Annotated in this window: 21 protein-coding genes; 5 read left to right on the forward strand and 16 right to left on the reverse strand. The window is 60.1% G+C overall.

Annotated elements, in window-relative coordinates:
- Positions 1 to 120: 120 nt before the first annotated feature.
- The 9 genes from fdx to HKD46_RS09735 all read right to left on the reverse strand — a co-directional run bounded on the left by fdx (position 121) and on the right by HKD46_RS09735 (position 7,125).
- Positions 121 to 459: an ISC system 2Fe-2S type ferredoxin gene (gene fdx / locus HKD46_RS09695; protein ID WP_005299781.1), complete on the reverse strand. Its 339-nt coding sequence runs from the start codon at positions 457 to 459 to the stop codon at positions 121 to 123.
- A gap of 1 nt (position 460) precedes the next feature.
- Entirely contained in the window at positions 461 to 2,308 is a 1,848-nt protein-coding gene (gene hscA, locus HKD46_RS09700) for a Fe-S protein assembly chaperone HscA (RefSeq protein WP_128342275.1), read from the reverse strand.
- A 28-nt stretch (positions 2,309 to 2,336) separates the two neighbouring features.
- Positions 2,337 to 2,855, reverse strand: a complete 519-nt coding sequence (hscB, locus tag HKD46_RS09705) for a co-chaperone HscB (protein WP_128342277.1) — start codon at positions 2,853 to 2,855, stop codon at positions 2,337 to 2,339.
- Between the two features lie 190 nt (positions 2,856 to 3,045).
- Entirely contained in the window at positions 3,046 to 3,369 is a 324-nt protein-coding gene (gene iscA, locus HKD46_RS09710; RefSeq protein ID WP_010675058.1) for an iron-sulfur cluster assembly protein IscA, read from the reverse strand.
- 15 nt (positions 3,370 to 3,384) lie between these two features.
- Positions 3,385 to 3,768 (reverse strand): Fe-S cluster assembly scaffold IscU, encoded by a 384-nt coding sequence (iscU, locus tag HKD46_RS09715; protein WP_010675059.1) that lies wholly within the window; start codon positions 3,766 to 3,768, stop codon positions 3,385 to 3,387.
- 54 nt (positions 3,769 to 3,822) lie between these two features.
- A complete protein-coding gene (locus HKD46_RS09720; RefSeq protein ID WP_010675060.1) occupies positions 3,823 to 5,037 on the reverse strand; it encodes an IscS subfamily cysteine desulfurase in 1,215 nt (404 codons plus the stop codon).
- 52 nt (positions 5,038 to 5,089) lie between these two features.
- Positions 5,090 to 5,593 carry a Fe-S cluster assembly transcriptional regulator IscR gene (gene iscR, locus HKD46_RS09725; protein WP_025327241.1) on the reverse strand — a complete coding sequence of 168 codons (504 nt, stop codon included), beginning with the start codon at positions 5,591 to 5,593 and terminating at the stop codon, positions 5,090 to 5,092.
- A gap of 94 nt (positions 5,594 to 5,687) precedes the next feature.
- Positions 5,688 to 6,422, reverse strand: coding sequence for a tRNA (cytosine(32)/uridine(32)-2'-O)-methyltransferase TrmJ (gene trmJ, locus HKD46_RS09730; RefSeq protein ID WP_041215017.1), 735 nt, complete (start codon positions 6,420 to 6,422; stop codon positions 5,688 to 5,690).
- Positions 6,423 to 6,612: 190 nt separating this feature from the next.
- Positions 6,613 to 7,125 (reverse strand): SCP2 domain-containing protein, encoded by a 513-nt coding sequence (locus HKD46_RS09735; protein ID WP_041213385.1) that lies wholly within the window; start codon positions 7,123 to 7,125, stop codon positions 6,613 to 6,615.
- A gap of 189 nt (positions 7,126 to 7,314) precedes the next feature.
- Here HKD46_RS09735 and HKD46_RS09740 point away from each other — a divergent pair, with 189 nt between their 5' ends.
- Both HKD46_RS09740 and HKD46_RS09745 read left to right on the forward strand, forming a co-directional pair.
- On the forward strand, positions 7,315 to 8,310 hold the full coding sequence (locus tag HKD46_RS09740; RefSeq protein ID WP_010675064.1) for a peptidase U32 family protein: 996 nt from the start codon (positions 7,315 to 7,317) through the stop codon (positions 8,308 to 8,310).
- 12 nt (positions 8,311 to 8,322) lie between these two features.
- Positions 8,323 to 9,195: a U32 family peptidase gene (locus tag HKD46_RS09745; RefSeq protein ID WP_161470313.1), complete on the forward strand. Its 873-nt coding sequence runs from the start codon at positions 8,323 to 8,325 to the stop codon at positions 9,193 to 9,195.
- A gap of 75 nt (positions 9,196 to 9,270) precedes the next feature.
- Here the strand turns inward: HKD46_RS09745 and nlpI are convergent, their stop codons facing one another.
- The 7 genes from nlpI to queA form a co-directional block, all read right to left on the reverse strand.
- Positions 9,271 to 10,203 carry a lipoprotein NlpI gene (nlpI, locus tag HKD46_RS09750; RefSeq protein WP_280520777.1) on the reverse strand — a complete coding sequence of 311 codons (933 nt, stop codon included), beginning with the start codon at positions 10,201 to 10,203 and terminating at the stop codon, positions 9,271 to 9,273.
- Between the two features lie 90 nt (positions 10,204 to 10,293).
- Positions 10,294 to 10,662, reverse strand: coding sequence for a rhodanese-like domain-containing protein (locus tag HKD46_RS09755; protein WP_039038735.1), 369 nt, complete (start codon positions 10,660 to 10,662; stop codon positions 10,294 to 10,296).
- A gap of 100 nt (positions 10,663 to 10,762) precedes the next feature.
- Positions 10,763 to 11,710 carry a protein translocase subunit SecF gene (gene secF / locus HKD46_RS09760; protein WP_010675068.1) on the reverse strand — a complete coding sequence of 316 codons (948 nt, stop codon included), beginning with the start codon at positions 11,708 to 11,710 and terminating at the stop codon, positions 10,763 to 10,765.
- Between the two features lie 9 nt (positions 11,711 to 11,719).
- Positions 11,720 to 13,573, reverse strand: coding sequence for a protein translocase subunit SecD (gene secD / locus HKD46_RS09765; protein WP_143237663.1), 1,854 nt, complete (start codon positions 13,571 to 13,573; stop codon positions 11,720 to 11,722).
- 18 nt (positions 13,574 to 13,591) lie between these two features.
- Positions 13,592 to 13,927: a preprotein translocase subunit YajC gene (gene yajC, locus HKD46_RS09770; protein WP_010675070.1), complete on the reverse strand. Its 336-nt coding sequence runs from the start codon at positions 13,925 to 13,927 to the stop codon at positions 13,592 to 13,594.
- Between the two features lie 50 nt (positions 13,928 to 13,977).
- Positions 13,978 to 15,114 (reverse strand): tRNA guanosine(34) transglycosylase Tgt, encoded by a 1,137-nt coding sequence (gene tgt / locus HKD46_RS09775; protein WP_010675071.1) that lies wholly within the window; start codon positions 15,112 to 15,114, stop codon positions 13,978 to 13,980.
- A 118-nt stretch (positions 15,115 to 15,232) separates the two neighbouring features.
- A complete protein-coding gene (gene queA, locus HKD46_RS09780; RefSeq protein WP_010675072.1) occupies positions 15,233 to 16,300 on the reverse strand; it encodes a tRNA preQ1(34) S-adenosylmethionine ribosyltransferase-isomerase QueA in 1,068 nt (355 codons plus the stop codon).
- Between the two features lie 211 nt (positions 16,301 to 16,511).
- On the opposite strand from queA, the gene HKD46_RS09785 reads away from it, so the two are divergent.
- From HKD46_RS09785 to ahpF, 3 genes are all read left to right on the forward strand, one after another.
- A complete protein-coding gene (locus HKD46_RS09785; RefSeq protein ID WP_010675073.1) occupies positions 16,512 to 16,958 on the forward strand; it encodes a CBS domain-containing protein in 447 nt (148 codons plus the stop codon).
- A gap of 629 nt (positions 16,959 to 17,587) precedes the next feature.
- Complete coding sequence (gene ahpC, locus HKD46_RS09790; protein WP_010675074.1) at positions 17,588 to 18,154, forward strand: alkyl hydroperoxide reductase subunit C; 567 nt, start codon at positions 17,588 to 17,590, stop codon at positions 18,152 to 18,154.
- A 142-nt stretch (positions 18,155 to 18,296) separates the two neighbouring features.
- Positions 18,297 to 19,883, forward strand: a complete 1,587-nt coding sequence (gene ahpF, locus HKD46_RS09795; RefSeq protein WP_103242987.1) for an alkyl hydroperoxide reductase subunit F — start codon at positions 18,297 to 18,299, stop codon at positions 19,881 to 19,883.
- Positions 19,884 to 20,043: the final 160 nt, after the last annotated feature.

Consider the following 20,043-nt stretch of genomic DNA (forward strand, 5'->3'; position numbering starts at 1 on the left):
GAATAGGGAAATCACGGGCACAAAAAAGGCCGCTCCCTCAAGGGTCACGGCCTTCACCATATCATTACTGCACCATGAGATGCTGCACGCGCAATTCACTCATGTGTAATTAAGGGGTCATCAGTGGCGCTCAGACGCCAGATTCAGGGTGTACTTGGGCAGTTCCACCACCAGATCCTCGTCCGCCAGTCTGGCCTGGCAGCTGAGACGGGATTCCGGCTCCAGCCCCCACGCCTTGTCCAGCATGTCGTCTTCCAGCTCGTCGCTCGGCTCGAGGGAGTCGAACCCTTCCCGCACCACGCAGTGGCAGGTGGTGCAGGCACAGGACTTCTCGCAGGCGTGCTCGATCTCGATGCCATTGCGCAGCGCGATATCCAGAATGGTTTCACCGGTCGCACCTTCGAGGGCCGCGCCGTCCGGACAGAGCTCGGGATGGGGCAGAATAATCAGTTTTGGCATATCACACCTTGTTGACGTTTTGTCCGGTCAGCACCTTGCGGATGGAGGCATCCATCCGGCGGGCTGCAAATTCGCCACTGGCAGCGTCCGCCGCCTCGATGGCCTCTTTGATCTGGTTGGTGGTGCCCGTGCTGCGCATGGTCAGCAGATGGGCGATGGCGGCATCCAGCTCGGCCCGCTCGGCGGGGCTCAATAAAGCCTCGCCATCGGCGGCCAGGGCGGCGTTGAGGCTCTCGACCACCCGGTCGGCCTCGACCTGCTGCTCCGCCAGCATGCGGGCGTCCATGTCCTGCTGGGCATTGGCGATGGAGGCGCTCAGCATGTTGAGGATGTCATCCTCACCCAGTCCATAGGAGGGCTTGACCTGGATCTCGGCCTGCACGCCGGAGGATTTCTCCATGGCGCTGACCGACAGCAGACCGTCCGCATCCACCTGGAAGGTAACGCGAATGTGGGCCGCCCCCGCCGCCATGGGCGGAATGCCGGTCAGGGTGAAGCGGGCCAGGGAGCGGCAATCGGCCACCAGCTCGCGCTCTCCCTGCACCACGTGGATGGCCATTGCGGTCTGGCCATCCTTGAAGGTGGTGAACTCCTGGGCGCGGGCCACCGGAATGGTGGTATTGCGCGGGATCACCTTCTCGGCGAGGCCGCCCATGGTCTCAAGACCGAGGGAAAGCGGGATGACGTCCAGCAGCAGCATCTCGGCGTCGGGCTTGTTGCCCACCAGGATGTCGGCCTGGATGGCGGCACCGATGGCCACCACCTTGTCAGGGTCAATGCTGGTCAAGGGGGTGCGGCCGAAGAACTCGCCCACCCGCTCGCGCACCAGCGGCACCCGGGTCGAGCCACCGACCATCACCACTTCCAGTACCTCTTCCTGCTCGAGACCCGCATCGCGCAGGGCGCGCCGACAGGCCTGCAGGGTGCGCTTGACCAGGGGCTGGATCAGCTCGTCAAACTGGCTGCGGGTGACGGTACCCTGCCAGCCGGCAAAGGTGCAGGAAACGGCATCGGCATCGGTGAGGCCGTGCTTGATGCTGGCCGCCGCATCCAGCAACTCGCGCTGGGTACGGGCATCGAGCTGACCGGACAACCCGGCTTGCTCTTTGAGCCAGTCCGCCAGCAGATGGTCAAAATCGTCACCACCGAGTGCCGAGTCGCCACCGGTGGCCATCACCTCAAACACCCCGCGATGCAGGCGCAGGATGGAGATATCGAAGGTTCCGCCACCCAGGTCATAGACGGCGATCACCCCTTCCTGACCCGAGTCGAGGCCATAGGCGATGGCCGCCGCCGTGGGTTCGTTGAGCAACCGCAGCACATGCAGACCGGCCAGTCTGGCCGCGTCCTTGGTGCCCTGACGCTGGGCATCGTCAAAATAGGCGGGCACCGTGATGACCACGCCGTCGAGGTCTCCCCCGAGGGACGCGGCACCGCGCTCGGCCAGTTTTTTCAGGATCTCGGCCGAGACCTGCACCGGGTTGACCAGCCCCTGGCGGGTCTGCAACTGGGGCATGCCCGTCTCGGTAGCCACGAACTCGTAAGGCTGCTGACGGGTATCGATATCGGCCAGCGCCTTGCCCATCATCCGCTTGACCGAGACGATGGTGTTGTGGGGATCGAGGGCCGCCTCACGCTTGGCATCGAAGCCAATCCGGATGGTATCGGCCTGGTAATGGACCACGGAAGGCAGCAGATCACGCCCCTGCTCGTCACAGAGGGTGTCGGCCTGGCCGCTGCGCACGGCGGCGACCAGGGAGTTGGTGGTGCCAAGATCGATGCCGACGGCACGTTTATGCTGGTGAGGCGCGGCGCTCTGGCCTGGCTCGGCAATTTGCAGTAATGCCATGGGTAATCACAATTCCTGCGTTAGAGGGTCAAGACTCGAACAGCGAGTCTTCGAATCGTTCCAGCTCCTCGAGGAGCTTGTCGACAAATTTGAGCTTGCGAACGCAATCCGCCGCCTGCAGATCCTCACCCCTGGTGAGAGAGTCGGTCAGCCGTTGCATCAACGCCTGGTGATCATGCCTGATCTCCTGGCGAAAATCCTTGATGGCCCCCTCAGGGTCGGCGTCGCCCTTGAGATCAGCCAGCCGCTCTCGCCACTCCAGCTGTTGCATCAGAAAGGCAGGATCTTGCAGTGTCTGCTGCTCGCCGCGAATATCGGTGCCCCGCAAGGAGAGCAGGTACTCGGCTCGGCGCAAGGGGGCCTTGAGGGTGGTAAACGCATCGTTGATCTGGGCAGCACGCTGCACGGCAGCAAGCTGCTCCCGCTCGGGGGCAGTCGCAAAACGATCGGGATGGAACTGGGTCTGCAGCTGACGATAGGTGTCAGCCAGTTGGCGAGTATCGAGCTCGAAGCCCTCAACCAGCCCGAACAGCTCGAAATGATTCATCCTTCGTCCTCAGACAATAGCGCTGGGAGTGCAACCACACTCGTCTTGAACTTGAAAGCAGTGGCATGGACTGGCGTCCACACCACTGTGTTGATGAGCAAGGTGTTGATCACAAGAGACTCGCCGCAACAGGGCTCACCCTTGGGGCTGCGAGGCGTTGCAAACATGGGCGATCGGTCAATCGAACCACTTACACGCTGAAGCTTTCGCCACAACCACATTCGCCCTTGGCATTCGGGTTGTTGAACTGGAAGCCCTCGTTGAGGCCTTCCTTCACGAAGTCCAGCTCGGTGCCATCCAGGTGGATCAGGCTCTTGGCATCCACGATGATCTTGACGCCTTTCTGCTCGAACACCTGATCCTCGGCAGCCAGCTCATCCACGAACTCGAGCACATAGGCAAGGCCAGAACAGCCGGTCGTCTTGACGCCGAGGCGCAGGCCGATGCCCTTGCCCCGGTTGATCATGAAGGAGGAAACCCGCGCCGCTGCGGCATCTGTCATGGTTATGGCCATACTGCTCTCCGGACCTTAAAGACCTTTCTTCTGCTTGTAATCGGCGATGGCGGCCTTGATGGCATCCTCCGCCAGAATGGAGCAGTGGATCTTCACCGGCGGCAGCGCCAGCTCTTCGGCGATGTCGGTGTTCTTGATACCGGCCGCTTCGTCCAGGGTCTTGCCCTTGACCCACTCGGTCACCAGGGAGCTGGAGGCGATGGCGGAACCACAGCCGTAGGTCTTGAACTTGGCATCTTCGATGATGCCATCATCGCTGATCTTCAGTTGCAGCTTCATGACGTCACCACAGGCCGGTGCACCGACCATGCCGGTGGCGACGCTGGGATCGTTCTTGTCAAAACCACCGACGTTGCGGGGATTCTCGTAGTGGTCGATTACTTTTTCACTGTAAGCCATATCTAACTCCTGCTAATTCCGTTGTTCACCAGACCCTTGCCATGCAGGCAAGGATCAGTGATGTGCCCATTCGACCGTGTTCAGATCGACGCCATCCTTGAACATCTCCCACAGGGGGGACATCTCGCGCAAACGACCGATGGAGTCGCAGATGAGCTTGATTGCGTAGTCGATCTCTTCTTCGGTGGTGAAGCGACCGATGCTGAAACGGATGGAGCTGTGTGCCAGCTCGTCGTTCAGACCCAGGGCGCGCAGCACGTAGGAAGGTTCCAGGCTGGCCGAAGTACAGGCAGAACCGGAAGAGACCGCCAGATCCTTCAGTGCCATGATGAGGGATTCCCCTTCCACATAGGCGAAGCTGACATTCAGGTTACCCGGTACACGCTGATCCAGATCCCCGTTGATATAGACTTCTTCGATGTTCTTGATGCCATCCCACAGACGCTGGCGCAGGGCCATGATGTGCTGGCTCTCGCTCGCCATCTCTTCCTTGGCGATGCGGAAGGCTTCCCCCATGCCGACGATCTGGTGGGTTGCCAGGGTACCGGAGCGCATGCCGCGCTCGTGGCCACCGCCGTGCATCTGGGCTTCCAGACGAACACGGGGCTTGCGGCGCACATACAGGGCGCCAATGCCTTTCGGGCCGTATACCTTGTGGGCGGACATGGAGAGCAGATCAACCTTGAGTGCTTCCACGTCGACCGGGATCTTGCCCACGCTCTGGACGGCGTCCACGTGCAGCAGGATCTTGCGGGAACGGCACAGCTCGCCGATGGCAGCGATGTCTTGCACCACCCCGATCTCGTTATTGGCGTGCATGATGCTGACCAGGATGGTGTCATCACGCAGGGCGCCTTCGATCTGCTCAAGAGTGAACAGGCCGTTGGGCATGGGCTCGAGGTAGGTCACCTCATAGCCTTCACGCTCCAGTTGGCGGCAGGTATCCAGCACAGCTTTGTGCTCGGTCTTGGAGGTGACGATGTGCTTGCCCTTGCCGGCGTAGAAATGGGCAATGCCCTTGATGGCCAGGTTGTTGGACTCGGTCGCACCGGAGGTAAAGACGATCTCGCGCGGGTCCGCGCCGATCAGCTCTGCCACTTGATTACGGGCCAGATCCACCGCCTCTTCGGCCTGCCAGCCGAAACGGTGGGAACGGGAGGCTGGGTTGCCGAACAGGCCGTCCATGGTGAGGCACTGCATCATTTTTTCTGCGACACGCGGGTCCACCGGACAGGTTGCCGAATAATCAAGGTAAATAGGCAGTTTCATCTTTTTCTCCGTTACGACGGGGTCACACAGCGACTCGTCGTGGAAAGCACGTTTATAGTTGGACTTTCAAGCTCACATCACCGCGTTCGGCCCGATCAACCAGGGACAACACGGTCTTCATTTGTTCATCTTGCTTGCCGGCGATACGGCGCACATCGGCCTGACCAACCAGCTCGGCCAGGGTGATATCCCCCAGGAAACTGGAGATGCGTTCGCTCAGATCCCGCCACAAGGAGTGGGTCAGGCACTGGGTACCACCGTGGCAGCCCCCTTTGCCGAGGCACTTGGTCGCATCGACCGATTCATCGACCGCGGTGATCACCTGACCGACCGAGATCTCGCCAGGGGCCAGACCGAGGCGATAGCCGCCACCGGGGCCACGTACGCTGCTCACCAGACCATGCTTGCGCAGACGGGCAAACAGTTGTTCCAGATAGGACAAGGAGATGCCCTGGCGCTCTGAAATATCAGCCAGGGGCACGGGCCCCTGCTCTGCATGCAACGCCACGTCGAGCATGGCTGTCACCGCGTAACGTCCTTTTGAGGTCAGTCTCATATGCCTTACCGTCTTGCGAACCAATCAATATGTGGCATATGGTCACATACCCGACTAAATCAGTCAAGTATATGCTTGAGTAAATCAGTCGGGATTAATCCTGTGCCCTGGACTTCTGGACAGAGGTGAGAATGCCCCGCAGGATGTTCAACTCCACCGCTTCGGGTCTGGCCCGATTGAACAGACGACGCAGTTTGCTCATCACATGGCCTGGATGGTCATCGGCAATGAATCCCGTCTTTTGCAACGTCTGCTCCAGATGCTGATAAAACCCTTCCAGTTGCTGGGCGCTGGGGTACTCGACCCGCTCATCCTCCGGGGCCGAATGCTCCTGGTTCTGTACTTCCAGCCAGCGCATCCGCACCTCGTAACAAAGGGTCTGCACTGCCATGGCCAGATTGAGGGAGCTGTATTCTGGATTGGCGGGAATGGCCACATGGAAGTGGCATTTTTGCAGTTCGTCATTGGTGAGGCCGGTGCGTTCACGGCCAAACACCAGCGCGACCGGGTGCTCCATGCCCTCGGCAACCAGCTTCTCGCCCGCTTCACGGGGATCCAGCATGGGCCAGCTCAAGGTGCGGGAACGGGCACTGGTGCCGATGACCAGACCACAGTCGGCAATGGCTTCATCCAGGGTCGGCACGATTCGGGCGCGAGCCAGGATATCGCTGGCCCCCGCCGCCAGGGCGACGGCCTCCTCATCCGGCTGGGCCTGGGGATCGACCAGCACCAGTTGAGTCAGCCCCATGGTCTTCATGGCCCGCGCCGCGGATCCCATGTTGCCGGTGTGAGAGGTGTTTACCAACACGATACGAATCTGATCCAACATGCCCAGTCAATCTTCAGTCAAAAATGGCGCGCAATTGTAACATAACCAATCGCTATTTTGGCACCGCTTCCGACCAGGCATTTCTGCACAAACAGGCAGATGATACATCCCCACCCTGCGTGGTCACGCTGACAGTGGGGGACTGCGGCTCAAGTTCACCTGTTCCGCAGCACTCGGGCAAGAAAACGGCTCAGCCCATTGTCGCGGCAGTGGGCACGTGCGTCTCGCGGGCCCGCTCGATAAAGGTCGCCAGATCCATCAGGGGGTATTTCATCAATCCCAGCCCGTCCAGATCCAGGCTGTCCATCAGATTTTTCACCTCCAGGCCCAGCTCTGTATCCCCCTCTATCTTCAGTCGGCGCTGGAAGAAGAGGGAATCCGGGTCTTCACGGCGCCCGGCGATCAGAACAAGATCCTGGCTATTGCCGCTGAAACAGACATCGGCGTGTTCACACTCCCTCGCCACTACCAATTTGCCCCCCTGCTCGCTGATAAACCAGCATAACCCCAGATCGCTGACTTCCACTTTCAGCCACTTGCCCGCAAGAAACGCAAATTCCCCCTCTTCGATGGCCTCCCGGAATACCCTACCCAGCAGGGCCTCCATCAGGTTTTGTTGCAGCGGGAAGGGCACCAGCTTGAGGGGGTGGCGCAAGAGACGGGGTGCCTGTTCGACCAGGCGACGTTGCAGATGTTGAAACACGATAAACTCCCAGTTTTTTGCGCATTCAAGCACAGCCCCTTCGGCAAGATCCTGTTGAAAATCAAACTTGTGCCCACTTACCTCAAGAAGGGTAAAGCCACCTAAAGCTGCCTCAGGTCAAAAAGCGGGAGGGCAAGCATGAATACAATCGGGCCACTTTTGCATTTTTGCCCTCTCGGAGCGTACCCGATGGAATTACTCTGCCCGGCAGGCAGCCTGCCGGCACTGAAGACAGCCGTGGATAACGGGGCCGATGCGGTCTACATCGGCTTCAAGGATGACACCAATGCCCGCCACTTCGCCGGGCTCAACTTCACCGACAGCAAGCTGGAAAGAGCGGTTGACTATGTCCACCAGCATGGCCGCAAGCTGCACATCGCCATCAATACCTTTGCCCACCCGGGCTCCGACGCCCGCTGGAAGCAGGCCGTGGACAAAGGGGTGGCGCTCGGTGCCGATGCCCTGATCATCGCCGATCTCGCCGTGCTCGATTATGCCAGCCGCCGCCATCCCGACATGGAGCTGCATGTCTCGGTCCAGGCCAGCGCCACCAACGCCGCCGCCATCCGCTTCTACCAGCAGCACTTCAACGTCGGCCGGGTGGTGCTGCCGAGGGTGCTCTCCATGCATCAGGTCAGGCAGCTGGCCCGCGAGACCGACGTCGGCCTCGAGGTGTTCGCCTTCGGCAGCCTCTGCATCATGGCGGAAGGGCGCTGCTACCTCTCCTCCTACATGACCGGCGAGAGCCCCAACACCGTCGGCGCCTGTTCACCGGCCAAGTTCGTGCGCTGGGAAGAGACCCCGAGCGGCCTAGAATCCCGCCTCAACGAGGTGCTGATCGATCGTTACGGCCCGGGGGAAAATGCCGGCTACCCGACCCTGTGCAAGGGGCGCTTCGAGGTGGATGGCCAGACCTATCACGCGCTGGAGGAGCCCACCAGCCTCAACACCCTCGGCCTTCTGCCCGAGCTGTTCCAGACCGGCATCCAGTCGGTCAAGATCGAGGGACGCCAGCGCAGCCCCGCCTATGTGGAGCAGGTGACCCGGGTCTGGCGCGCCGCCATCGACGCCTATCAGGCCAACCCCGAGGCCTATCAGGTCAAGGCCGAGTGGGATGCCCAGCTCGCCCGCGTCTCCGAGGGGAGCCAGACCACCCTCGGTGCCTATCATCGCCAGTGGCAATAAGGAGCACTGCTCATGAAATTCTCTCTCGGCCCCCTGCTCTTCTACTGGCCCAAGGCCGACACCCAGGCCTTCTATCAGGCGGCCGCCGCCAGCCAGGCCGACATCATCTATCTGGGGGAAACCGTCTGCAGCAAGCGGCGCGAACTGAAAGCGGATGACTGGATTGCCCTCGCCCGTCAGGTGGCGGGCTCCGGCAAGCAGGCGGTACTCTCCACGCTGGCGCTGATCTCAGCTCCCTCCGAGCTCAAGGAGGTAAAGCGGCTGGTCGACAACGGCGAGCTGATGATCGAGGCCAACGATCTGGGGGCGGTCCAGCTCGCCAGTGAAGCCGGGCTGCCGTTCGTCTGCGGCCCCGCCATCAACGCCTACAACGCCGACGTGCTGCGCATGCTGCTTAAACAGGGGATGCAGCGCTGGGTGATGCCGGTGGAGCTCTCCCGCGACTGGCTGATGCAGCTCAATCAGGATCTGGGCAGGGAGCGCCAGCAGTTCGAGGTGGAGGTGTTCGCCTATGGTCATCTGCCGCTCGCCTACTCGGCACGCTGCTTCACCGCCCGCTCCCTCGACCGGCCCAAGGACAACTGCGAACTGGCCTGCATCCACTACCCCACCGGGCGACTTGCCAGCAGTCGCGAAGGGCAGAAGGTGTTCAACCTCAACGGCATCCAGACCCAGTCCGGTTACTGCTACAACCTGGGTAACGAGCTCAAGGGGATGGAGGGGCTGGTGGATGTAGTGCGCCTCTCGCCCGAAGGCATGGAGACCCTGACGATGCTGGAGCGCTTCAAGGCCAACGAACAGGGGATGGCCCCCCTGCCCTTGCTGCAGGAGCGGGACTGCAACGGTTACTGGCGCCAGATCCCCGGCATGAGCCTGGTGGAGTAGCGGCACACCCCGTGTCACCAGACAGCAAAAAGGCCTCGTCAAGAGGCCTTTTTCGTGGGGATCAAACCCGTTTAGTCACGCTTTGCCGCTCTTGCCCTGGGCTCCGGGTGGCTGGGGCTTGCGCGCCATCAGTTCCAGCTCCAGCAAGGCATAGCGATGCTCGATGAAGTCATAGACGTTGTTGGCCAGCGCCAGCTTGAAGTAGCTGATGGCTTCCTTGCGGTTACCCTTGGCCAGCTCGAACTTGCCGAGGTAGAAGTAGGTCTCGCACAGGCGCTCGGCGAGCTCCCTGTTGTCCTTGACCCCTTTCACCACGTTGCTCATCAACTGGGTGGCATTGATGTCGCCCGTATAGAGGCGCACCAGATCCCAGTTCCAGGCGTCGTCGTCATACTTGTTGAGCCGCTCGCGCATCCGGCTCATGGCCGCCGGTCCGTTGAGCTTCTGCTCGGCCAGATAGAGCCAGATCACCCGATAAGGGTCTTCCGGTTGCGCCTCGTAGAAGCGCTTCATATCCGCCGCGGCAAGCTCGGGGCGATTGCCGTAATAGAGCGCGATTCCCCGGTTGAGATAGGCGTAGTCGTAATCCGGGGCAAGCTCCAGGGCGGAGTCGAACGCCTCATAGGCCTCGTCGTAGTTCTGCTGTTGAACCAGATAGACACCGATGAAGTTGTAGGCCTCGGCAAAATCCGGCTTCTCCCGCAGGGCGCGGTTGAAGTCGAGTCGCGCCAGGGAACGCAAGCCCACCCGGTCAAACACCACGGCACGCTCATAGAAGAGTTCTGCCCGCTGTTCGGTCGTCAATTCCATTTCACTGAGCATCTGCCCGAGTCGCGCCAACGCCAACTCGCTCTGGTAGGAGACCTGCAAGGGGGTCGCCAATACCAGTGAAGCGGGTTGCGGCTTGGGAACTTGAGGCGCTTTTACCTGACTGCTACTGCTGCAACCCCACAAGGGGAGCAACAACAGGATACCCGTGAGGTATCCAATCCCTATCCTGACGTTCAATGAACACTCCGACGCTTACGCTTGACCCCGCATATGGTAAAGATCACGGGGCCGTTTGTCATGTGGCGCAGCCCCTCTCCCTCAAATAAATCAGGATTCGACAGGGTATCCGGCATCGCTCCAGCCGCGAAAGCCTCCATCGACGCTGACGACCCGGGAATAACCCATCTTCTGCAGGTTATCCGCCACCAGGATGGAGCGAAATCCCCCACCACAATAGAGGTAGAGTTCGGTGTCGGGATCCGGATACCGGGTCTCGATGTCACGCTCTATCACCCCGCGCCCGAGATAGGTGGCCCCCGGCAGATGGCCCCTGGCCCACTCGCTCTCTTCGCGCACGTCGATCAGATGAAATGCTCGGCCCTCATCCTGCCAGCGCTTGATCTGGTGCACATCGGTTTCCTGCACCTGCGGGCGGATGGCCTCTACCAGGGCCAGAAAACGGGGATTGTGTTGCATGGGCTTGCTCCTTGCTTTGGATAATGGATGCTGGGTTGTGGGGAGCATCATGACTCACCCCGGCCACAAGAGAAAGGGCGCCTTGCGGCGCCCTTGTCTGTTACGGCAGGATCTCTTGCTGATCCGCGCCCTCTTTTTCCACCTGGGTCGGCAGCATGTGCTCCCGCTTGATCCCGAGGAACATGGCTGAGGCGCTCGCCACATAGATGGAGGAGTAGGTCCCGAAGGCCACCCCGATCACCATGGCGATGGAGAAACCGTGGATCAGAGGCCCGCCTTTGAGCAGCAGCGCCACCACCACCACGAAGGTCAACCCCGAGGTGATGATGGTCCGGCTCAGGGTCTCGGTCATGGAGAGATCCATGATCTCCGCGGTGTCCCCACGGCGTACCTTGCGGAAATTCTCCCGCACCCGGTCGAACACAACGATGGTGTCGTTCAGGGAGTACCCCACCAGCGTCATCAGCGCCGCCAGCACGGTCAGGTCGAACTCGTACTGGAAGTAGGCAAAGATGCCGAGGGTGATGATCACGTCGTGAGCCAGGGAGAGGATGCCCCCCGTGGCCAGACGCCACTCGAAGCGCACCGCCACGTAGATCAGGATACAGATGATGGAGGCCAGCATGGCCAGGGCACCGTCGGTGGCCAGCTCGTCACCCACGGAGGGACCGACGAACTCGACACGCTTGAGCACGGCGCTCTCGTCGACCAGCTTGGCGGCCGCCAGGACCTCGTTGCCCTGCTGCTCGACCTTGACGCCCTCTTGGGGGGCCATGCGCACCAGCACATCACGGCTGGAGCCGAAGAACTGCAGGGTCGCCCCGTCAATCTTCTGCTGATCCAGCGCCTCGTGCATCTTGTCCAGGCTCACCGACTGCTGGAACCCCACCTCGATGGTGGTACCGCCGGTGAAGTCCAGCCCCCAGTTCAGGCCACGATCGTACAGAACGTAGAGGGCGAGCACCGTTACCAGAGCAGAGAGGACCATACCCAGCTTGGCGAAACGCATGAAGGGGATGGGCTTTTCAAAATGTAGAATTTGAAACATGTCTCTTCCTTAGATCGGCAGCTTGTCGATGCGCCGTCCACCCCAGGCCAGGTTGATGATGGCGCGGGATACCGTGATGGCAGTGAACATGGACGCCGTCAGGCCGATCCCGAGGGTCAGGGCGAAGCCCTTGATGGCACCGGTACCGATACCGAACAGGATCACGCAGGTGATGAGCGAGGTGACGTTGGAGTCGGCGATGGTGGAGAAGGCGCGGTCAAAGCCCAGGTGAATGGCTTGCTGCACCCCGCGACCATTGCGGATCTCTTCACGAATACGCTCGTAGATCAGCACGTTCGCATCCACCGCCATCCCCAGCGTCAACACGATACCGGCGATGCCCGGCAGGGTCATGGTGGCCCCCGGGATCATCGACATGATACCGACGATGAGCACCAGGTTCATGGTCAGCGCCAGATTGGCCACCCAGCCGAAGGCACGGTAGTAGATCCCCATGAAGAGCACGATCACCAGCATGGCCCAGCCGATGGCTTCCATCCCGCTGTCGATGTTCTGCTGACCCAGGCTCGGGCCTATGGTGCGCTCTTCGACGATCTGAATGGGGGCAATCAGGGCACCGGCACGCAGCAGCAGCGCCAGGTTGTGGGCTTCGTTGGCGTTGTCGATCCCGGTGATGCGGAACTGGCTACCCAGGCGAGACTGGATGGTGGCGACGTTGATCACCTCCTCCTGCTTGCGGAACTTGCGCTTGCCGTCCGGACCAGGCTGACCCACCGGCTTGTACTCGATGAAGACGGTCGCCATCCCCTTGCCAACGTTGTCCTTGGTAAAGTTGGCCATCTTGTTGCCACCCTGACCATCGAGCTTGATGTTGACCTGAGGACGGCTGTATTCATCGAAACCGGACTGGGCACCCACGATGTGGTCACCGGTCAGGATCACGCGCTTTTGCAGTACCACGGGACGACCGTTGCGATCGTTGTAGACCTTGGAGCTCGGCGGCACGCGGCCTGCGGCAGCGGCCTGGATATCGGCAGCCTCATCGACCATGTGGAACTCCAGGGTCGCGGTGGCACCCAGGATCTCCTTGGCACGGGCGGTGTCCTGGATCCCCGGCAACTCGACGATGATACGCTCACCGCCCTGCTGCTGGACCAGCGGCTCGGCCACACCCAGTTCGTTCACCCGGTTGCGGATGATGGTGATGTTCTGCTCGAGGGCATACTTCTTCACCTCTTTGACCTTGGCTTCGCTCAGAGTGGCCAGCAGGATGAAGTCATCCCCTTTCTGGTCGGTGGTGAAGACAAGATCCGCATTCTGGCGACGCAGGAAGGAGAGTGCCTTGGCCTGATCGGCCTCGTCACGGAAGACCACCTGCACCTGATCCCCGACCCGGCGCACACCGGAGTAGCGGATCTTCTGGGTGCGCAGTTCGGCGCGGAAATCCTGCACCATCTGTTCCTGCTGCTTGGCCAGCGCCTCATTCATGTCCACTTCCATCAGGAAGTGCACGCCGCCGCGCAGGTCAAGACCGAGCTTCAGGGGCGCCGCGCCGATGGCCTCAAGCCAGGCGGGGGTCGACGGTGCCAGGTTGAGGGCGGTGATGAAATTGTCGCCCAGCTTGTTGGCCACGATGTCGCGCGCCTTGAGCTGGTCTTCGGTGTTGTTGAAACGGATCAGGATGAAGCCGTGCTCGAACGCCGCATGCTTGACCGGGATCTTCGCCTCGTCGAGGGTTTCCTTCACCTGATCGAGGGTTTCTAGTTTGACTTCGGCACCACGGCTGGCAGAGACCTGCAAGGCCGGGTCTTCGCCGTAAAGATTGGGGGCTGCATATAGAAAACCGATGGCGATCACGACGATCACCATCAGGTATTTCCACAGCGGATAGCGATTTAACACGCTGTGCTCCTCGGGAGATTAGAGGGACTGGATAGAACCCTTGGGCAGAACGGCAGAGACGAAGTCACGCTTGATGGTGACCTGGGTCTGATCGTTCAGGGCCAGCACAATGTAGTCGCTGTCGGCGGAAACCTTGGCGATCTTGCCGACCAGGCCACCGGAAGTGAGCACTTCGTCGCCCTTGGAGAGGGAGCTCATCAGATTGCGATGCTCCTTGGCACGCTTGGCCTGGGGACGGTAGATCATGAAGTAGAAGATGAGACCGAACACGGCCAGCATGATGATCATTTCCATGCCACCACCCTGTGCTGCCGGAGCCGCGCCTTCTGCATACGCCTTGGAGATAATGCTCATTTAACAACCTCTTATTGATGTAGATTTGAATACTAACTTATATGTCGTTGTTATTTCACGTCATTTTCAGCCAGTGGAGGCACAGGCTTCCCTTGCCGACGGTAAAACTCAGTTACAAAGTCGTCTAATTTACCCTGCTCGATCGCGTCCCGCAAACCCTGCATCACGCGCTGGTAATAACGCAGGTTGTGGATGGTATTCAGACGGGCACCGAGGATCTCGTTGCACTTGTCCAGATGGTACAGATAGCTACGGGTGTAGTTCTTGCAGGTGTAGCAATCGCAGTCCGCATCTAGGGTGCTGGTGTCTTCCCGGTACTTGGCGTTGCGGATCTTGACCACGCCATCGGTGGTAAAGAGATGACCGTTGCGGGCGTTGCGGGTCGGCATCACGCAGTCGAACATGTCGATACCGCGGCGCACCCCTTCCACCAGATCCTCCGGCTTGCCCACCCCCATCAGGTAGCGCGGCTTGTCGGCCGGAATTTTCGGGCAGACATGGTCAAGGATGCGATGCATGTCCTCTTTGGGCTCACCCACGGCAAGACCGCCGACCGCGTAACCGTCGAAGCCGATCTCAAGGAGACCGTCCAGCGACACATCCCGCAGCGGTTCGTAGACAGAACCCTGGATGATGCCGAACAGGGCGTTCTTGTTGCCGAGTGCATCGAACTTGTCACGGGAACGCTTGGCCCAGCGCAGGGACATCTCCATGGACTTGCGCGCTTCCTCGTAAGTGGCCGGGTACGGGGTGCACTCGTCGAAGATCATCACGATGTCGGAACCCAGATCGTACTGGATCTCCATGGACTTCTCGGGGTCGAGGAAGATCTTCTCGCCGTTGATGGGATGACGGAAGTGCACCCCCTCCTCGGTGATCTTGCGGATGTGCCCCAGACTGAACACCTGGAAACCACCGGAGTCGGTCAGGATGGGCCCCTGCCAGTTCATGAAGTCGTGCAGATCGCCGTGGGCGCGCATCACTTCCTGACCCGGGCGCAGCCAGAGGTGGAAGGTGTTGCCAAGCAGGATCTGGGCACCGGTCTCACGCACCTCTTCCGGTGTCATCCCCTTGACGGTGCCGTAGGTGCCGACCGGCATGAAGGCCGGGGTCTGGACCACGCCACGCTCGAACACCAGTTGACCGCGACGGGCACGCCCATCGGTGGTTTTCAATTCAAATTTCATTGCTACCTCTATTCAGTCAGAGAAACAGTCTGACAACAAAGGGCCCGAGGGGCCCGGTAATATGAAGCCGGCCGGCATACTGACAAGCAGAGCCTGAACGACTTCTGAAGGGTAAGGCTTAACCCTGCACCCGGCGACGGGTGACGAACATGGCGTCCCCGTAGCTGAAGAAACGATACTGTCCCGCCACGGCGGCCTGATAGGCGGCCATCACGTTGTCATAGCCGGCAAAGGCGCTGACCAGCATGATCAGGGTGGATTCGGGCAGGTGGAAGTTGGTGATCATGGCATCGACCACCTGGAACTCGTAACCGGGGAAGATGAAGATGTCGGTGTCATTGAAGAAGGGCGCCAGCGGCTTGCCCTGGGCCAGGGTCGCCTTGGCTGCGCTCTCGAGGGATCGTACCGACGTGGTGCCCACCGCAACCACCCGACCGCCGCGGGCGCGGGTCGCCGCGATGGCATCCACCACCTCCTGGGGCACTTCGGCGTATTCCGAGTGCATGTGGTGATCTTCAATCTTGTCGACGCGCACCGGCTGGAAGGTGCCCGCCCCCACGTGCAGGGTCACGAAGGCCATCTCCACGCCCTTGGCACGGATCTGCTCGAGCAGCGGCTCGTCGAAGTGCAGACCGGCGGTCGGCGCCGCCACGGCACCCGGCTTCTGGTTGTAGACGGTCTGGTAGCGCTCCTTGTCGGCATCCTCGTCGGGGCGGTCGATATAGGGAGGCAACGGCATGTGGCCGATGGCATCCAGAATGGTCAGCACAGGGCGCGGGTCGAGGAAGTGGATCTCGAACAGAGCGTCGTGGCGGGCACGCATCTCGGCCTCGACGGGCACGCCGTCGGCACCGCCATCCAGAAGGAGACGGGTACCTGGCTTGGGGGACTTGGACGAGCGGACGTGCGCCAGCACGCTGTGCTCGTCCAGAATGCGCTCCACCAGCACCTCCAGCTTGCCGCCGCTGGCCTTCTGGCCAAACATGCGGGCCGGAATAACCCGGGTATTGTTGAACACCAGCAGATCGCCGGGGTTGAGCTGGTCAAGCACATCGACAAAATGACCGTGGCGCAGGGCGCCGGTTTGACCATCGAGCTGCAGCAGGCGGCTGGCGGTACGCTCCGCCATGGGGTAGCGGGCAATCAGCTCGTCTGGCAGATCAAAATGAAAATCGGATACTTGCATCTTTCACCTCGGGGGAATCGGCGGCTAGTCTAGTTATCCCCCTCTTCCAAGGCAACCCAAAAGACTAAAAACCCAAGGAAGACAAGGGATAGCGGGCCATTTTGTGAGGTTGGGCCCGTTAAAAAACCTTTAAGGTTTTGTATTGACCCCGATCATGTTCTGGCGACGGGGGCTGGGCTAGGGTGGAAGCAGACACACAAGGAGGCCCACCATGATGACCCTCTCCGAGATCATGACTGAACACCCCTTTACCCTGGGTCCGGAAAACAGCGTCAAGCAGGCGATGGAGCTGATGCAGCAGGAGCGGATCCGTCACGTTCCCATCGTCGATGAACACCAGCATCTGCTCGGTCTGGTCACCCTCTCGGACATCCTGGCCACCCGTGAATCCAAGCTGCTGCTGATCAACCCCGAGCGGGAGGCGGAGTTCACCGACAGCGTCCAGCTCGACGAGATCATGACCCGTCAGGTGGCGAGCGTGGATCCCCACGCCGGCATCAAGGAGGCAGCTCTGTATCTGCAGCGCCACAAATATGGCTGTCTGCCGGTACTCAAGGGGCGCAAGCTGGTTGGCATCGTCACCGAGTCGGACTTCATCGCCGTGGCCATCAATCTGCTGGAGCTGATGGAGGAGCAGGAGCCCCCAACCGACTTTTGATCTTAAAATTATGTAATAAAATTACAATAAAAGCGTTTTCAGCCTAATTAAACGGCTATTCAAGTGAAACACTTTCAATTTGACTGTAAAATTACACCACAAAACTTGCGTTGTGACATTCATCACACTATGATGCCCACCATGCAATGGTTGCCGAAGAGGAGATGAGGATTGTGCACCCGCCATCTTCTCTTCATATGTCTGCAAGTTTGCACACCCCGTAGTTAGTCTTTGCTGTAAAGCATATTTATCGCCATTCCTTGTTTGATGACCCGGCCCTGTCTGTGCGACGGCGCCGGGATTTTTTTATCCCTCTTTTTTCTACTGCGCCGCCTCGTCTGCCCCCTTCTCTGCTCACGCAATGAAAACAAATCCGGCCCAGCCCTTGAAAATGTGACATGCAGGACAGAAATTGAACTTCGACAATGAGTTATCTCCGAAGGCCTGAGATATTCATGTTAGGTACAGTTGTGATGATCTATCTAATAAATAGATTTATGTGATTCAAAATTGTGGCTTTGACCGATTAGAAAAAGTCACTATGATGACTCCATCGAAAGTTAAGCGCCTCGTCTGGCACGACTCTTCAACACCAGACAGGCATATGTACATCACCAAGGAGCAAATACATGTCTACCTACATCAACACTGAAATCAAGCCGTTCAACGCCACCGCCTACCACAATGGCAAATTCGTTCAGGTGTCTGACGCTGACCTGAAAGGCAAGTGGTCCGTGGTGTTCTTCTACCCGGCTGATTTCACCTTCGTCTGCCCGACCGAGCTGGGCGACCTGGCCGACAACTACGCCGAATTCCAGAAGCTGGGCGTCGAGATCTACGCCGTCTCCACCGACACCCACTTCACCCACAAGGCCTGGCACGACACTTCTGACACCATCCAGAAGATCCAGTACCCGATGATCGGCGACCCCACCGGCACCATCACCCGCAACTTCGGCGTGATGATCGAAGAAGCTGGCCTGGCTGACCGCGGTACCTTCGTCATCGACCCGCAAGGCGTCATCCAGATCGTTGAAATCAACGCTGGCGGCATCGGCCGTGACGCACTGGAACTGCTGCGCAAGGTCAAGGCTGCCCAGTACGTTGCTTCCCACCCGGGTGAAGTGTGCCCGGCCAAGTGGAAAGAAGGCGACGCCACCCTGGCCCCGTCCCTGGATCTGGTAGGCAAAATCTAAGCCTCCCCGCTCTGAAGACCGGCCCGTTCAAGGGCCGGTCTTGTTTACGGCCCTCAGAAAATGCGCCGGTCTGCTGTGTGGACCTCTGTTTTCTGTATCCGGTCATCGTGCCGACCCGCATTCAGCAAGAAGGAATTCGACCATGTTAGATACCAACCTCAAACAACAACTCAACGGTTACTTGCAGTACATCGTCAATCCCATCGAGATCAGCGTGTCCGGCAATGACAGCGACAAATCCGCCGAACTCCTGGCATTGGCCAGCGAGATCGCCGAGATGTCCCCCAAAATTTCCCTGACCGATGGCACCAATGCCCGCAAGCCTTCCATGAGCATCGCGCCCCAGGGCCAGGCCCCGCGCGTGCACTTTGCCGGCATTCCCATGGGTCATGAATTCACCTCCCTGGTGCTCGCCCTGCTGCAAAGCGGCGGCCACCCCTCCAAGGCCGATCCGGCCGTGCTGGAACAAGTGAAGAACCTCAAGGGCGAGTTCCACTTCGAGACCTATATTTCCCTCTCCTGCCACAACTGTCCGGACGTGGTACAGGCCCTGAACCTGATGTCCACCCTGAACCCCGGCATCACCCACACCATGATCGATGGTGCCCTGTTCCAGGATGAGGTGAACGAGCGTCAAATCATGGCGGTCCCGAACGTCTACCTGAACGGTCAGCCGTTCAGCCAGGGCCGTATTTCGCTGGAAGAGATCGTCGCCAAACTCGACACCGGCGCTGCCGAGCGCAAGGCGCAAGAGCTGAGCGAAAAAGCGCCTTATGACGTGCTGGTGGTGGGCGGTGGCCCGGCCGGCGCCGCCGCGGCCATCTATGCCGCCCGCAAAGGCATTCGCACCGCCATTGTCGCCGAACGTTTCGGTGGCCAGGTGATGGACACCGTCGGCATCGAGAACTTCATCTCCGTGCCCTACACCGAGGGCCCCAAGCTGGCCGCCAGCCTGGAGCAGCACGTGAAGCAGTACGGCGTGGAAGTGATCACCGAGCAGCGTGCCGCCGCCATCAGCAAGGATGGTTACGTCAACGTGGACCTCGCCTCCGGTGCCACCTTGAAGAGCCGCGCCGTGATCCTGGCGACCGGTGCCCGCTGGCGCGACCTGAACGTGCCGGGTGAACTCGAGTACCGTACCAAGGGTGTGGCCTACTGCCCCCACTGTGACGGCCCCTTCTTCAAGGGCAAGCGGGTTGCGGTGATCGGGGGCGGCAACTCCGGCATCGAGGCGGCCATCGATCTGGCTGGCATCGTCGAGCACGTCACCGTGGTGGAGTTCGCCGATACTCTGCGTGCCGACGACGTGCTGCAGAAGAAGGCCCGCTCCATGGGCAACATTGACATCATCATGAGCGCCCGCACCACCGAAGTGATCGGTGATGGCAGCAAGGTGGTGGGCATGGATTACGAAGATCGCACTACCGGCGAGATCAAGCATCTGGCAGTGGCCGGCATCTTCGTCCAGATAGGCCTGGTGCCGAACACCGAGTTCCTCAAAGGAAGCGAGATTGCCCTGACCCGCTTTGGCGAAATCGAGATCGATACCAAGGGTGCCACCTCCCTGCCCGGCGTCTATGCCGCAGGGGATGCCACCACGGTACCGTTCAAGCAGATCATCATCTCCATGGGGGCAGGTGCCACCGCCGCCCTGGGTGCGTTTGATTACCTCATTCGCAACCCATCGCCGGAAGCACAAGCTACCCAGGCCGATGCCGTGACCGCCTGATAACCGCCCAACAAAAAACCGACTCCCTGGAGTTAATGCCGATCAGTTAAGGATCCATTGACCGATCCTCAGGCTGTGTAAGAATCCGAAACTCCTTGTTGGGTTTCGGATTTTTTTATGCGTATCGACCAAGCTCTCGACTTCATTCACGCCTGTCCTC

The organism is Aeromonas sp. TW 6, from assembly GCF_013168745.1.
In the GTDB taxonomy this organism is placed as follows: domain Bacteria; phylum Pseudomonadota; class Gammaproteobacteria; order Enterobacterales; family Aeromonadaceae; genus Aeromonas; species Aeromonas caviae.

What these genes read in the sequence shown, in the direction of transcription:
- fdx (WP_005299781.1), bottom strand. Translation starts at nt 459, where the DNA reads ATGCCAAAACTGATTATTCTGCCCCATCCCGAGCTCTGTCCGGACGGC.
- hscA (WP_128342275.1), bottom strand. Translation starts at nt 2,308, where the DNA reads ATGGCATTACTGCAAATTGCCGAGCCAGGCCAGAGCGCCGCGCCTCAC.
- hscB (WP_128342277.1), bottom strand. Translation starts at nt 2,855, where the DNA reads ATGAATCATTTCGAGCTGTTCGGGCTGGTTGAGGGCTTCGAGCTCGAT.
- iscA (WP_010675058.1), bottom strand. Translation starts at nt 3,369, where the DNA reads ATGGCCATAACCATGACAGATGCCGCAGCGGCGCGGGTTTCCTCCTTC.
- iscU (WP_010675059.1), bottom strand. Translation starts at nt 3,768, where the DNA reads ATGGCTTACAGTGAAAAAGTAATCGACCACTACGAGAATCCCCGCAAC.
- HKD46_RS09720 (WP_010675060.1), bottom strand. Translation starts at nt 5,037, where the DNA reads ATGAAACTGCCTATTTACCTTGATTATTCGGCAACCTGTCCGGTGGAC.
- iscR (WP_025327241.1), bottom strand. Translation starts at nt 5,593, where the DNA reads ATGAGACTGACCTCAAAAGGACGTTACGCGGTGACAGCCATGCTCGAC.
- trmJ (WP_041215017.1), bottom strand. Translation starts at nt 6,422, where the DNA reads ATGTTGGATCAGATTCGTATCGTGTTGGTAAACACCTCTCACACCGGC.
- HKD46_RS09740 (WP_010675064.1), top strand. Translation starts at nt 7,315, where the DNA reads ATGGAATTACTCTGCCCGGCAGGCAGCCTGCCGGCACTGAAGACAGCC.
- HKD46_RS09745 (WP_161470313.1), top strand. Translation starts at nt 8,323, where the DNA reads ATGAAATTCTCTCTCGGCCCCCTGCTCTTCTACTGGCCCAAGGCCGAC.
- HKD46_RS09755 (WP_039038735.1), bottom strand. Translation starts at nt 10,662, where the DNA reads ATGCAACACAATCCCCGTTTTCTGGCCCTGGTAGAGGCCATCCGCCCG.
- secF (WP_010675068.1), bottom strand. Translation starts at nt 11,710, where the DNA reads ATGTTTCAAATTCTACATTTTGAAAAGCCCATCCCCTTCATGCGTTTC.
- yajC (WP_010675070.1), bottom strand. Translation starts at nt 13,927, where the DNA reads ATGAGCATTATCTCCAAGGCGTATGCAGAAGGCGCGGCTCCGGCAGCA.
- tgt (WP_010675071.1), bottom strand. Translation starts at nt 15,114, where the DNA reads ATGAAATTTGAATTGAAAACCACCGATGGGCGTGCCCGTCGCGGTCAA.
- queA (WP_010675072.1), bottom strand. Translation starts at nt 16,300, where the DNA reads ATGCAAGTATCCGATTTTCATTTTGATCTGCCAGACGAGCTGATTGCC.
- HKD46_RS09785 (WP_010675073.1), top strand. Translation starts at nt 16,512, where the DNA reads ATGATGACCCTCTCCGAGATCATGACTGAACACCCCTTTACCCTGGGT.
- ahpC (WP_010675074.1), top strand. Translation starts at nt 17,588, where the DNA reads ATGTCTACCTACATCAACACTGAAATCAAGCCGTTCAACGCCACCGCC.
- ahpF (WP_103242987.1), top strand. Translation starts at nt 18,297, where the DNA reads ATGTTAGATACCAACCTCAAACAACAACTCAACGGTTACTTGCAGTAC.